General features: G+C 37.9%; 12 protein-coding genes and 1 pseudogene. 3 read left to right on the top strand and 10 right to left on the bottom strand.

Features of this window, described 5'->3' with window-relative positions:
- Positions 1–187 precede the first annotated feature (187 nt).
- Together ACIFUW_RS15365 and ACIFUW_RS15360 are read left to right on the top strand one after the other, a co-directional pair.
- Positions 188–1,510: an ISL3 family transposase gene (locus tag ACIFUW_RS15365; RefSeq protein WP_169040282.1), complete on the top strand. Its 1,323-nt coding sequence runs from the start codon at positions 188–190 to the stop codon at positions 1,508–1,510.
- Between the two features lie 30 nt (positions 1,511–1,540).
- A pseudogene (locus tag ACIFUW_RS15360) lies at positions 1,541–1,798 on the top strand (recombinase family protein); the annotation flags it as partial.
- A gap of 46 nt (positions 1,799–1,844) precedes the next feature.
- On the opposite strand, the gene ACIFUW_RS15355 reads toward ACIFUW_RS15360, so the two are convergent.
- From ACIFUW_RS15355 to ACIFUW_RS15310, 10 genes are all read right to left on the bottom strand, one after another.
- The gene (locus ACIFUW_RS15355) at positions 1,845–2,075 is read right to left on the bottom strand and encodes a hypothetical protein (protein WP_169040281.1); all 231 of its coding nucleotides are present in this window, start codon (positions 2,073–2,075) and stop codon (positions 1,845–1,847) included.
- Positions 2,076–2,344: 269 nt separating this feature from the next.
- On the bottom strand, positions 2,345–2,830 hold the full coding sequence (gene vanZ-A, locus ACIFUW_RS15350; protein WP_000516404.1) for a glycopeptide resistance protein VanZ-A: 486 nt from the start codon (positions 2,828–2,830) through the stop codon (positions 2,345–2,347).
- Positions 2,831–2,982: 152 nt separating this feature from the next.
- The gene (locus tag ACIFUW_RS15345) at positions 2,983–3,873 is read right to left on the bottom strand and encodes a D-Ala-D-Ala carboxypeptidase VanY-A (RefSeq protein WP_000925406.1); all 891 of its coding nucleotides are present in this window, start codon (positions 3,871–3,873) and stop codon (positions 2,983–2,985) included.
- A 449-nt stretch (positions 3,874–4,322) separates the two neighbouring features.
- A complete protein-coding gene (locus tag ACIFUW_RS15340; protein ID WP_000402347.1) occupies positions 4,323–4,931 on the bottom strand; it encodes a D-Ala-D-Ala dipeptidase VanX-A in 609 nt (202 codons plus the stop codon).
- Positions 4,932–4,936: 5 nt separating this feature from the next.
- Positions 4,937–5,968 (bottom strand): D-alanine--(R)-lactate ligase VanA, encoded by a 1,032-nt coding sequence (gene vanA / locus ACIFUW_RS15335; protein WP_001079845.1) that lies wholly within the window; start codon positions 5,966–5,968, stop codon positions 4,937–4,939.
- Complete coding sequence (locus ACIFUW_RS15330; protein ID WP_001059542.1) at positions 5,961–6,929, bottom strand: D-lactate dehydrogenase VanH-A; 969 nt, start codon at positions 6,927–6,929, stop codon at positions 5,961–5,963. Before ACIFUW_RS15330 ends, vanA begins: the two co-directional genes overlap by 8 nt.
- Positions 6,930–7,143: 214 nt before the next feature.
- The gene (locus ACIFUW_RS15325) at positions 7,144–8,298 is read right to left on the bottom strand and encodes a vancomycin resistance histidine kinase VanS-A (protein ID WP_002305818.1); all 1,155 of its coding nucleotides are present in this window, start codon (positions 8,296–8,298) and stop codon (positions 7,144–7,146) included.
- Positions 8,276–8,971, bottom strand: coding sequence for a vancomycin resistance response regulator transcription factor VanR-A (gene vanR-A, locus ACIFUW_RS15320; RefSeq protein ID WP_001280781.1), 696 nt, complete (start codon positions 8,969–8,971; stop codon positions 8,276–8,278). The genes ACIFUW_RS15325 and vanR-A overlap by 23 nt, the downstream gene beginning before the upstream one ends.
- Before the next feature lie 271 nt (positions 8,972–9,242).
- On the bottom strand, positions 9,243–10,556 hold the full coding sequence (locus ACIFUW_RS15315; RefSeq protein WP_169040280.1) for an IS1380 family transposase: 1,314 nt from the start codon (positions 10,554–10,556) through the stop codon (positions 9,243–9,245).
- A gap of 308 nt (positions 10,557–10,864) precedes the next feature.
- Positions 10,865–11,440, bottom strand: coding sequence for a recombinase family protein (locus tag ACIFUW_RS15310; RefSeq protein WP_001226076.1), 576 nt, complete (start codon positions 11,438–11,440; stop codon positions 10,865–10,867).
- A 145-nt stretch (positions 11,441–11,585) separates the two neighbouring features.
- Between ACIFUW_RS15310 and ACIFUW_RS15305 the strand changes: the two genes are divergently transcribed.
- On the top strand, positions 11,586–14,552 hold the full coding sequence (locus ACIFUW_RS15305; RefSeq protein ID WP_000684987.1) for a Tn3 family transposase: 2,967 nt from the start codon (positions 11,586–11,588) through the stop codon (positions 14,550–14,552).
- Positions 14,553–14,560 lie beyond the last annotated feature (8 nt).

The following is a 14,560-nucleotide window of genomic DNA, read 5'->3' as shown; positions in this document are numbered from 1 at the left end:
GGTGTGCAGTAGTTTAGCAAAGTCTACAAAAGATTTCATACACTATTTTGCGATCACCCATTATATAAATGCTTTAAGGGATTTTCTAAGTGCATTTGTGGTCACAAAAATAATTTAACAATGATGATTTCGACATCAAATCTATAATTGATACCTTAACACCGCAGAGTAATAAAGGATGAACAATATGTCAGACTTATTATCCCTACCAGACATTAAAACAATAGAACCACCACAAGAAAATGAAACCGATATGATGTTTAAAGTTGAAGCAGTCGGACCACCTGAACGTTGTCCTGAATGTGGTTTTGACAAGTTGTACAAACACAGTTCAAGAAATCAACTAATTATGGATTTGCCCATTCGTTTAAAGCGAGTGGGCTTACAATTGAACCGTAGACGATACAAGTGTCGTGAATGCGGATCTACCTTCTGGGAACGCCTAATATCTGTAGATGAAAAGCGTAGTATGACCAAAAGGCTTTTAAAGTCCATTCAAGAGCAATCCATGTCTAAGACCTTTGTAGAAGTCGCAGAAAGCGTTGGTGTTGACGAGAAAACTATTAGGAACGTTTTTAAGGACTATGTGGCACTCAAAGAACGTGAATACCAGTTTGAAACTCCTAAGTGGCTTGGGATAGACGAGATACATATTATCCGTAGACCTCGGCTTGTATTGACTAATATTGAACGCAGGACTATTTATGACATCAAGCCAAACCGTAACAAGGAAACAGTCATCCAACGTCTTTCAGAAATCAGTGACAGGACTTATATTGAGTACGTCACAATGGATATGTGGAAGCCTTACAAAGACGCAGTGAACACTATCCTTCCACACGCTAAAGTTGTCGTAGATAAGTTTCATGTAGTTAGAATGGCTAATCAAGCCTTAGATAACGTCAGAAAGTCTTTGAAAGCCCATATGAGCCAAAAAGAAAGACGTACCCTTATGCGTGAAAGGTTTATCCTTCTAAAGCGTAAACACGATCTAAATGAACGTGAATCATTCCTCTTAGATACTTGGTTAGGTAATCTTCCTGCTTTAAAAGAAGCCTATGAACTCAAAGAAGAGTTTTACTGGATATGGGATACTCCTGATCCAGATGAAGGTCGTCTTTGTTATAGTCAATGGAGACACCGTTGTATGTCCAGTAACTCTAAAGACGCATATAAAGACCTCGTGAGAGCCGTAGACAACTGGCATGTCGAAATATTCAACTACTTTGATAAAAGGCTCACTAACGCTTATACGGAGTCAATTAACAGTATTATTAGGCAGGTAGAGCGAATGGGTAGAGGTTACTCGTTTGATGCCTTACGAGCCAAAATCCTTTTCAATGAGAAGCTCCATAAAAAGCGTAAGCCACGATTTAATTCAAGTGCTTTCAATAAAGCTATGTTATACGATACTTTCAATTGGTATGAAGTGAATGATCACGACATTACAGACAACTTTGGTGTCGATTTTTCCACACTTATTAAGAATTTGGAGAAGGGTGATTTATAAGCCCTTTTCCACCATGAAATCCGAATACCCGAAATATATAAATATCAAGCAGAATCTGAACGAAAGAATATAAAAGAAAGACAAGCCCAGGGAATAAAGATTGCTAAAGACGGTAAAAAATATAGAGGTAGAAAACCTTTATTTACAAAGGATAGCCCTAGATTACAGCATGCTTTTGAATTATATAAGAATGGATATTCAGACAAAGAGGTTCAAAATTTAACTGGTATTAATCATGAAACATTTAGAAGATATAGGATTAAACATAATATTCAACGCAATATATAAAATAACCTCACCTAATTATACTAATGTGATCAGGTGAGGTTATTTTTTAAATCTGTAAATTTGTAAGAGCTGGCATTAACTCATTTTTTAGCCATATCTGATTAGGTACATCATCTAGGAAAAAGCCTTTTGTTGTTAAAATTAAGTTATCGTATTCATCTGTCATTTTTAATTCAGCAAATGGGGATTGACTAGCAATTTCTTTAGCAATGCTATTCGTGTCGCTATTAATTTCTTTTACAAATTTATTATGATTATATACATGTACCTTATTCATTTTATTTATTCTCCTTTATGGGGTACCGTCAGGAAAATGCGGATTTACAACGTTAAGGAAATTTATTAAAGAGACCAATTCCTCAGCACTAAAATTGATAATTGGGCTTTCTTTGTTACTATAGTGTTAGGTAAGCTTTTTACTTTATCACCGGTTTTCCCCTCACTTCACACCTACGGGCGAGTTTCCCCACATCCCGTTTTCCATCTAATCCAATTCATTCAATATCTTTATGTGTATGAAAGATCAGATTGCTTGATTTAGACATCTTACACGTAATTTATTCTTAAATGGGTACGGTAAACGAGCAATAATACGAGCAAAAGTATACCTACAAAAATAATAACTCTGTCTAATTTTTTTTGATTCATATGCTTATTGCTTAAACCATATAATTTCAGTCCAAGAAAGCCTCCAACAGTATTTGTAATTACATCTGTTATGTCTGTCGCTCCAATAGCGAAGATAAATTGAATTATTTCAAAAGTAAGACTTAAAACCAGTACAAAAGCAAACTTAGGTAAAAATCCGATTTCTTTAAAATTGACATTCAAAAGCAAGCCAAATGGAATAAAGATTATAACATTATCTATCATCTCTCTGAAATTCCCAGTAGCAGTAAATGGAGTCAAGTTAAGACTTCTTTGATGATAATTAAATACTGATAAAATATTGTATTGTAATTTGAATAACACTAACCAGATTAGTGTCACTAAATATAAAGCTAGCAATCCTCTAGATAATATTTTTCCCAATATAATTTCCTCTAATTCTTTTGTTTAAGTTGTATCATTAGTATAGCAATGTCCTAGTTAACGTGGGTTTTAAATTAAAAAGCTAACGTTACCCCAAAAGTGCTAGTACAATAATGCTGTTCATTAATTTCGTTGGTTTCATTCCGCCATCCTTACCTCCTTGAATTAGTATGTGTTGATCCGGGAAACACTGTCACAATTACACCGTCTATATTGTTTCCTGATATCTCATAACGAAGATTAGTCGGCACATGAATGGTGGTATTTTTAGTAACAGGATAATAAAAGATCTCATATTTTTCCCCATTTACACTAACAGAAATGGTTTTTTCTTCTTTTAGGTAATCCATATATTCCTCGAGAACGAAATTCTTTTCTTTCATAATCGCACTATGTGGTAAACCAACATAGCGAATATGCCATGGTTCATATTGAATTCCTGTTAACTCTGTTTTGTCCTCTGGATAACGTAAAATGAACCCGTATTTCCAAGCATTTTCTTCTATCCACTTTCCTTCAGGGGCTCGTTCCATTTTCGTCAAGCTTGATCCTACATCTAGTGATAAACCTGAATTATGCTCACTATAACCTGCTGGTAAGGCATACTCAGCCCCCATTTCTTGGTAAAGCACACTTTGCTCATCAAAGTCTCGATAGCCACTATTAATAATAAAATGACTAACGCCACCCTTTACAGCATCATTGACCATCTCTGAAAATTTTTGTGCTATTTCTTTTGACATATAAATATTACTATCAAGCAACCCGTATCCATTTATTAATTCGTCATGTTTAGATAAATTCACGATATCTGACTTCACACTTTCTTGGCGAACAGGATATTTACTATTGATTAATAGCAGATTTCCTTGATAAACCTGTTCTTCTGTAATTGTTTTCTCTTGGGTATTTTCAGAAGTCCCACTATTTTCTAAATGTTCTTTGGGATTTTGATCATAATTTTGAAATTCGACTTTTTCCTGAGAAAACAGTGCTTCATTAACGTAGTCATAACCTAAGTATATTAAGAATAACAATAACAATAAAAAAAAACAACTTCTTCATTTTCAGTCTCCTCCTTAACTATATAGTTGGAAGTATGAAATATTTCTAGAATCTTCCCCTTAAACGGCACAATCTCGTTTGAGATTGTGCCGTTTTGCCCCGTAAATTACAGTCAATTATTTCGCCCTACTGGATTTACTATTATCACCAATGTAGATGAATTTTCATAAGTGATACCCATGCTGAATTTAACGAGGCTGAACTGCCTGTTGACAATGGGCGGTGTGAAATACCACCCCTCTATGCGATCAGTCTTATTATCAGGCTATCTTGCCGCAGCGCACGCAGATAATGACCGCAATATCGCTCTGCCTTACATCTTCAATACTATCTACTATATATAAATTCCCTAAGAACCAGTTACATACGTCGGGTTTCCTGCCGAAAGAGTTAGCTTATATAGTTTGTCCGTGCAACGGTTAAAAGTTTATTTAACGGGGAAATCAAAATAGCTATTGGGGTATGGTTCGTCTCTTAATACATAGTGCCACCATTCGAGGCTATATGCTTCAAACCCACTGTTTTCCATGATGGAGCGCAAACGTCTGCGATTTTGCGCTTCATTGCATGATATTCCATTTGCCGCATGATGAGAGCGTTCATCCATAAAATCAAATCGGCTCCCCATTGGTACAAGCTCACCCGTGTCTAATCGATAAAGCGTAAGATCAATGGCACTGCCGCGGCTATGGCTTGATTTTGAAGCCACGTATCCTTTTGAAATCATCTCAGTTCGGTCAATATTGGGATAATAACTTTCCTTTGTCAGGTTATTTTCCGGCTGTGCAGCCCATTGCATAAAACAGTTTACAGCACGCTTAGGACGGTAACCGTCCCATAGAAGCAATCCGTACCCTTGGGTAGCAGCCAGTTCTTTTGCCTTCAAAAGCGATTCAGCCAACTCGTATGTCCCTACAATGCGATTTACTTCATAACCGTCAACCGGTTTTCCGGTGAAATTATCCCAAGTGGCATATTTAGCGTCCCAACGAACACCGTGTACTATTTCATCTAAAAAAGTAAATCCTATTTCCATGCTTATCACCCCTTTAACGCTAATACGATCAAGCGGTCAATCAGTTCGGGAAGTGCAATACCTGCAGCGGCCATCATACGGGGATAACGACTGTATGACGTGAAACCGGGCAGAGTATTGACTTCGTTCAGTACAATGCGGCCGTTATCTTGTAAAAACATATCCACACGGGCTAGACCTCTACAGCCGAGCGCTTTATATATTTTTTTTGCCGTTTCCTGTATCCGTCCTCGCTCCTCTGCTGAAAGGTCTGCGGGAACGGTTATAACTGCGTTTTCAGAGCCTTTTTCCGGCTCGACTTCCTGATGAATACGAAAGATTCCGTACTGCAGCCTGATTTGGTCCACCTCGCCAACAACTAACGCGGCACTGTTTCCCAATACCGCACAACCGACCTCACAGCCCGAAACAGCCTGCTCAATTAAGATTTTGCTGTCATATTGTCTTGCCGATTCAATTGCGTAGTCCAATTCGTCCGCGCTATTGACTTTTTTCACACCGAAGGATGAGCCTGAACGCGCCGGCTTAACAAAAACAGGATAGGTAAACGTAGCTGCCACCGGCCTATCATCTTTATTAATAACCCAAAAGGCGGGAGTAGCTATCCCAGCATTTTTCGCAACGATGTATGTCAACGATTTGTCCATACAAATTGCTGAGCTTTGAATATCGCAGCCTACAAAAGGGATACCGGACAATTCAAACAGACCTTGTATGGATCCATCTTCACCTGACTTGCCATGCAAAGCTGAAAATGCTACATCAACATGGTTGATTTCATATTCATGGTTCTTTTTAACAAGTAATCCGTGCATTTTTTTATCCGGCGAGAGTACAGCTGAATAGCAATTGTCGTTTTCCCATTCCGCGCAAGGTTTTTCGCACATTTTCCATACACCAGATTTCGTAATTCCAATGTATAACGGCTCGTATTTTTCTTTATTAATGTTAGCGGCTATCTCTATTGCAGATTTTACCGATACGTCATGCTCCTCTGAGCAACCCCCAAACAGTATTGCAACTTTTATTCTATTCATGCTCCTGTCTCCTTTCAAAATCCAAACAGTTTTTAATGGTTTTTTCAACGGTATCACGCAACGCTTGCTCGGTATAATAGGCCGTATGCGGTGTGATTATCACGTTAGGCATTCTTTGAAGTTTAAGTAAAAATTGATTATCAATTGGTTTTTGGGTGCAATCAGAGTAGAAAAACTCTTCCTCTCCTTCCAATACATCCAATGCGGCACCGCCCAGTTTCCCGTTTTCTAATGCTTTAACCAACTCATAGGTATCTACAAGTGGACCGCGCCCAGTATTGATAAGAAATGCTCCTTGCTTCATTCTCTGTATTTGTTCGTGGCTGATAATATAGTGCGTATCCGTATTGAGCGGCACATGAAGCGTAACGATATCGCTATTTTGCAGCAACTCATCAAACGGTACATAGTTTACCTCTATACTTCGGCTGCGACTATAAGCCAACACTTTACATCCAAATCCTCGCAGCCGCTCAATAACCGCTTTGCCTATCTGGCCCGTTCCCACCACACCAACTGTCATGTCGCTGAGTACCTTGCCACGGTCGCTGTCCAACCTGAAATCATGTTTTTCCACAGAGCGCACAATCGATTTTACGTTGCGTACTGCCATAAGAATTAGCATCATAGTATAATCGGCAACGCTATCCGGCGAGTACGCCACATTGTCGACAGTGATGCCCATTCTCTTAGCAGCAGTTGTATCTATATGATTGCAGCCGATGCTTCGGGTAGAAATATATTTCACACCGGCTCTCTTCAGCGCAAGAAGAATAGAGGCGGAAATCTCTGATTTATGTCCCACACTGATACATTGATTGAAAGGCGCGGATTTGGCGTTGGATTCCGACACGTTGGCGTTAATTATCGTTGCCATAACGCCAAAGCGAGGCGAAAGAGCATGGAATGCATCTGCCTCATCCTGCTCACATCCATAAACAGTAATGCCGATGTTATTCATAATTAAGACCAACCCTTTCTGTGAAAGGCACCAAATAAAACGGGGATGCCAATGGTAATCTTGTCAAATCTTTCTCTGAAGAACGAAAACGGCTCGTTCTTACGGTATTAAGTCTACCGTGTAAGAACGAGCCGTTTCTTAATATTAAATTGTTAATTTCCTAAGAAAAAGTAAAGATAACCTTGAGATTTTCCTAAAAAATTATATACATCTCTTAGGACCTCCTTTTATCAACCAAGTCTGGCATCGCTGGAAGCTCTACCCTAAACGTCGTATAGTTATCATTGCTTTCCGCGTAAATCTGCCCTCCATGCTGAACAATAATTTCTTTTGCAATCGCCAATCCAAGTCCCGCGCCACCCGTATCGGAAGAACGAGCATTGTCCAGCCTATAGAACTTTTCAAATATGGCAGCTAGCTTATCTTTTGGGATGCTTCCAGTGTTCTTGAATTCGATTGACACCACATCCCCGGAGAGGCCCGCGGTAATGTCAATGATGCTGTTATCCTCACTGTATGCAGCGGCGTTTTTCAAAATGTTGTTAAAGACTCTCGCGAGTTTATCAGGGTCGCCGGACACGGTCAGATCCTCGGGGGCGTGAATAACCGCCTGTTTTCCATGTGCGGAAAGCTGAGGATAAAATTCATCGGTCATCTGCACCAGCATATAGTATAGGTCTATGTGCGTTTTTGTTAGCGTTATCGTTTGTAGGTTATACCGTGTAATCTCAAAAAACTCGTCGATTAGCTGTTCGAGTCGATACGCTTTGTCCAACGTGATATGCACATACTTTGCCTTTTGATCTACCGGCATGTCTGGAGCCTCGTCAAGCAGGCTCAAATAACCGATAATGGATGTAAGGGGCGTTTTAATATCGTGCGCCAAGTACATAACAACGTCATTTTTTCTTTGTTCGGCCAGCTTTGCATCCTGCTCTCGCTTTTCCAGAGTCCGTTTTAATGTGTTGAGCTTTTGTTCCATAACATCCATTTCCGCAGAAAGCTCAATTTGTTTATCTTCGTTCTGAATAAGTACATCAATGCCGGTATTTATCTCGTCAAAGTATTTTGCGAATTTTGAAAGCATGACGCGACATAGAATAAGAATACTAATGACAATCGCCACATAAATAAAGATATCTATATTGTTCCGTATGGAATATTGATATAATTTCATCGCGTCCAGGTGATTTAAGTCATATTTGTTTTCCAAAATACTTAAGATCCAATCCCCAAGTTTCCCTCGGATCATTGAACGAATATACAACACGAATACAATTGCTACCACAACAATTGCAACGATATACATGTAAAGTTTTCGTTCTAGTTTGGAATAGTCGTTTTTTTTATTTTTCAATTTTATAACCAACCCCCCATACCGTTTTTATATATTTCGGATTATCAATGGTGTCGTTCATTTTTTCGCGCAAATGCCGGATATGCACGGTGATGGTGTTGTTGCTCTTGCTGAAATATTCGTCGCCCCATATCTCATGAAATAGCAGCTCGGAGCTAACCACATTCCCCTTGTTTTCACAGAGGATTCGCAGTATTGAAAACTCGGTGGGAGTAAGGGATAACTGCTTCTCGTTCAGATAACACTCATGGGTGTTAACATTAATGACAAGGCCGGAGTGGACGATAACATTTTCGTTCTGCTCCTTTACTCCACTGAATTTTTTGTATCGGCGCAACTGGGCCTTTACCCGAGCAATTAACTCCAGTGGGCGAAAGGGCTTCGTTATATAATCATCCGCGCCGATTGTTAACCCTGTAATTTTATCTACCTCTGTATCTTTCCCGGTCAGCATGATAATCGGATAGGTGTGCTTGTCCCTTATTTTTTGACAGATAGTAAGGCCGCTTGTGCCGGGAAGCATGATGTCCAATATGGCAAGGTCAATCTCAGACTTGTCTATACATTCCAATGCTTCTTTGGCGGTATAGTATTTGAAAACCGTATAATTCTCGTTTTTTAAGTATAATTCAACCAAATCGGCAATTTCATGTTCATCATCCACAATAAGTATTTTATCGCTCATAGTTATCACCCTTTCACATAAGTTTGCCCTTAATAATTTATCAGATTATAGGGCCGAATTTATACCTGAATAATTCATACTTTTTATAAACTACCAAATTTTATAATTATCTGTTTAGTTTTATGCTCAATGGTTCTTTTTCTCAAAAATATTTTTCTAAAGGGTTTAATTTATTTTTGCTAACTGATTAAGTTCAAGAAAGACCTCATTTTGGGCGCACTCATCCTATCGGATGGTTAACGAATTTTTTTGAATGGCGCAATAAACGCAATTAACACTGCAGTACCTGAATGTTTTGTAGAATCCGATAAAATAGCTTCTGGTAAACATGGTAACTACTTAATTTCAAGTATTGTCTTCTTCCGGAATGAACTATCTTTCCAGCAATTTTAAAGAGAAATAAGCGAATAGTAGAAACCTGATACCCTTTCGTTTCATTGGTAAAACACAGTGTCCGCATGAAGTTCACGATATTGTAAGCCAATAGGCTTACGATCATACGAGCATGATTTTCTATAAAACGTGGGCTATCTGTTTTATCCAAGTAAAAGCCGTTTTTTGCTTCCTTAATGTAATTTTCCATCGTTCCTCTTTTTGAATACGTTTGGAAAACCATTTCTGGAGAGACGTCTTTTGAAAAATTAGTAATGATGAATTCATGTCTAAAAAGCAATTCACTAGCTTCTCTGGTTGATTTTATGCAGATCCTTCTGGATTTTCCCCATGACTTTGCTTGATAAGTGGCGTTATAGTAATGAACTTCTTTCTTACTCCAATCGTGATGATCCTTAATGGTAATGAATTGATCAGCGATTCTGTACAGATTACGATTGGATTTCAAACGGATAGTATACAAACTATCGTACTCTTCACAAAGCTCATACAAATCAGGCATTGCGAATCCACTATCTGCACGTACCATAATAGTGCTTACTGGTGTCACAGAGTGATAATGCTCAAATAATGGACGAGTAAATGCTGCGACGCCTTTTGAGGTGTAGACATTTCCAGAACGAAGTTCTGCTTTAAGAAAGTCTCCGGTAAGACCATCAAAGGCAACGAGTGGATGATAACCGGTTGTCTGGTAATGCGCATTATAATCGGTCATTTCTTGGTTTCCAAAGGTATCACTGTGAGTAGAATCTAAATCGAAAATCATTTCGTTCGTATTTCGAATCGTCCGTGCTTTATCAATCAAAATCTGGTTAACCTTTTGTAGCTGGACGATATTTTCTGTTGATATCCGATCCCAAAAGCGAGAAATGGATGACTGTGAAGCCAACCGCTTTTTGCTTAAAACAGCTTGAAAGATAGGATCCGTTGCTAATATATTGGCTGAAGAATCTGTAGGATAGCCTGCAATCAACTGCAAGATGATTTGTTCCAGAATAGATTCATTTTCATGAACATGATACAGTCGGTCATCTTGAATCTGGATGTTTTTACATAAGATTTGGCTAAACTCAAATTTGTTCATGAATTCTTTTGCTAATATTAAGCCGGAATCTGAGGACAAATTTCCACCAGAGTGAGATACTGTAACATTTGAATTGAAAAGTAGACGATTTTCGTGTAAAGTTGCCATTGAGAGAACCCCTTTCTTTGGTTAGGTTTAGTCACTTTAACCATAGCAGATTGGGGTTCTTTTTGTACACCCAAAGGGTGCGAATAAACGAAACAAAATAGACTGTTATAACAAGGTTTTTGAAACGTTTTTGAAAAACTATGAATTATTCAGGTTATAAGCATTTACATAATAAATGACTAAGAATTTCTTAAGATGATGATTCTTTTTTTATCAAAGGGCTTTTCGGCATCGCTAGGAGGCTGTTAATATTTTATAGTTTCCTTTTCTTCTTTAAAAATATTGCCCATTAGCGGAATACAGAATGGCTAATTATTCACTTCTGATAATTTCCTGTATAATGAAGCCCTAGATACATTAGTAATTTCACAAATTTGATTTACAGTCATATTTCCTTCTTTATATAGCTTTACCGCATAATTCATTCCTGCGTGATTTTTATGATACTTCTTTAATCGACCTTTAAACTTTCCTTCTTTCTTAGCCAATTCAATCCCTTCACGTTGTCTCATCCGAATAAGATCTCGCTCTAATTGGTTAACACCAGCCATTACAGTAATTAAGAATTGGCTGTATGGATTATCTTCTGATAAATCAAGCCATGTATCTTTTAGTGATTTTAAACTTGCCTTTTTATCTCGTATGTTATCGATTAATTCAAATAGATCTTGTGTACTACGAGTGATTCGAGTTAAGTCTGTAACATAAATGATGTCATCTTCCTGTAAATCGTCTAACACTTTTTGAAGTTGCTCGCGATCCTTTGTTGCTCCTGAAACTTTCTCTTCATATATAATATCCATTCCGATCTCGTTCAACTGCTGAAATTGTCTTGAAGGATTCTGGTTAGTCGAACTGACACGAATATAACCGATTTTCCGCAAAATATCACCTCATTTTTGAGACAAGTCTTATGAGACGCTCTTAACTATGATTTTATCAGTCTACTACATTTGTATCAATAGAGTACACTCTATTGATATATAATTGAACTAATAAATTGAAAATACAGAAATGGAATGATACTGAATGAAAATTGCGAGAGGTAGAGAATTGCTTACACCGGAACAGAGACAGGCTTTTATGCAAATCCCTGAAGATGAATGGATACTGGGGACCTACTTCACTTTTTCCAAACGGGATTTAGAAATAGTTAATAAGCGAAGGAGGGAAGAAAACCGTTTAGGATTTGCTGTTCAATTAGCTGTTCTTCGGTATCCCGGTTGGCCATACACTCATATCAAAAGCATCCCAGATTCGGTCATACAATATATATCGAAACAGATTGGTGTTAGTCCATCCTCGCTTGATCATTATCCTCAAAGGGAAAATACACTTTGGGATCATTTGAAAGAAATTCGAAGTGAATACGACTTTGTAACTTTTACCCTGAGTGAATATCGAATGACATTTAAGTACCTTCATCAATTAGCTTTGGAAAATGGTGATGCCATTCATCTACTGCATGAATGCATAGATTTTCTAAGAAAAAACAAAATTATACTGCCTGCTATCACTACACTTGAAAGAATGGTGTGGGAAGCAAGGGCAATGGCTGAAAAGAAGCTATTTAATACGGTTAGTAAATCTCTAACAAATGAGCAAAAAGAAAAGCTTGAAGGGATTATTACCTCGCAGCATCCATCCGAATCCAATAAAACGATATTGGGTTGGTTAAAAGAGCCACCGGGTCATCCTTCACCCGAAACTTTTCTAAAAATAATAGAACGACTCGAATACATACGAGGAATGGATTTAGAAACAGTGCAAATTAGTCATTTGCACCGTAACCGCCTGTTGCAGCTGTCTCGCTTAGGCTCAAGATACGAGCCGTATGCATTCCGTGACTTTCAAGAAAATAAACGTTATTCGATATTAACCATCTATTTATTACAACTTACTCAGGAGCTAACGGATAAAGCGTTTGAAATTCATGATAGGCAAATACTTAGTTTGTTATCAAAAGGTCGTAAGGCTCAAGAGGAAATCCAGAAACAAAACGGTAAAAAGCTAAATGAGAAAGTTATACACTTTACGAACATCGGACAAGCATTAATTAAAGCAAGAGAGGAAAAATTAGACGTTTTTAAGGTTTTAGAATCGGTTATTGAATGGAATACCTTTGTCTCTTCAGTAGAAGAGGCTCAGGAACTTGCACGTCCTGCCGACTATGATTATTTAGACTTACTGCAAAAACGGTTTTATTCACTAAGAAAATATACGCCAACGCTATTAAGAGTATTGGAATTTCATTCTACAAAGGCAAATGAGCCACTTTTACAAGCTGTTGAGATTATCCGAGGAATGAACGAATCTGGAAAGCGAAAAGTGCCTGATGACTCACCTGTGGATTTTATTTCAAAACGATGGAAAAGACATTTATACGAGGATGATGGTACAACAATTAATCGTCATTACTATGAAATGGCTGTTTTAACAGAACTTCGGGAGCATGTTCGGGCAGGAGATGTTTCCATTGTTGGCAGCAGACAATATAGGGATTTTGAGGAATATTTGTTTTCGGAAGATACATGGAATCAATCGAAGGGGAATACGAGATTATCAGTTAGTTTATCATTCGAAGATTATATAACGGAGAGAACCAGCAGCTTTAATGAAAGGTTAAAGTGGTTAGCTGCCAATTCCAATAAGTTAGATGGGGTTTCTCTTGAAAAAGGAAAGCTATCACTTGCACGCTTAGAAAAAGATGTTCCAGAAGAAGCAAAAAAATTTAGTGCAAGCCTTTATCAGATGCTACCAAGAATAAAATTAACTGATTTACTCATGGATGTGGCCCATATAACAGGATTTCATGAGCAATTCACTCATGCTTCCAATAATCGAAAACCAGATAAGGAAGAAACAATCATTATCATGGCTGCCCTTTTAGGAATGGGAATGAATATTGGCTTGAGCAAGATGGCCGAAGCCACACCCGGACTTACATATAAGCAACTAGCCAATGTATCTCAATGGCGCATGTATGAAGATGCCATGAATAAAGCCCAAGCCATATTAGTAAACTTTCATCATAAATTACAATTGCCTTTCTATTGGGGCGACGGTACAACATCTTCGTCAGATGGTATGAGAATGCAGCTAGGTGTTTCATCACTACATGCAGATGCAAATCCACATTATGGAACTGGAAAAGGAGCCACCATCTACCGATTTACAAGTGATCAATTCTCTTCTTACTACACAAAGATTATTCATACTAATTCAAGAGATGCGATTCATGTTTTGGATGGTTTGTTACATCATGAGACGGATCTAAACATAGAGGAACATTATACAGACACTGCCGGTTACACTGACCAAATATTCGGACTGACTCATTTATTAGGATTTAAATTTGCCCCAAGAATAAGGGATTTATCGGACTCAAAATTATTTACGATAGATAAAGCAAGTGAGTATCCAAAACTAGAAGCCATTTTACGTGGACAAATAAATACAAAGGTCATTAAAGAAAATTATGAGGATGTTTTGCGATTAGCTCATTCTATAAGGGAGGGAACAGTTTCAGCATCCCTTATTATGGGGAAGCTAGGTTCCTATTCAAGACAAAACAGCTTAGCTACAGCCTTACGTGAGATGGGCCGAATAGAAAAAACGATCTTTATTTTGAATTATATATCGGATGAATCATTAAGAAGAAAAATACAAAGAGGATTGAATAAAGGAGAAGCCATGAATGGATTGGCAAGAGCTATTTTCTTCGGAAAACAAGGTGAGCTTAGAGAACGCACCATACAGCATCAATTGCAAAGAGCCAGTGCTTTAAACATAATTATCAATGCTATAAGTATTTGGAATACTCTCCACCTAACAACAGCAGTTGAATATAAAAAACGGACAGGTAGCTTTAATGAAGATTTGTTACACCATATGTCGCCCTTAGGTTGGGAACATATTAATTTACTAGGAGAATACCATTTTAACTCAGAGAAAGTAGTCTCATTAAATTCTTTAAGACCACTAAAACTTTCTTAACGTTGTTA

This window comes from Enterococcus sp. PLH-Efm8 (genome assembly GCF_053011625.1).
The sequence above is the reverse complement of the archived record's forward strand: the minus strand, read 5'-3'. Positions and strand labels throughout refer to the sequence as shown.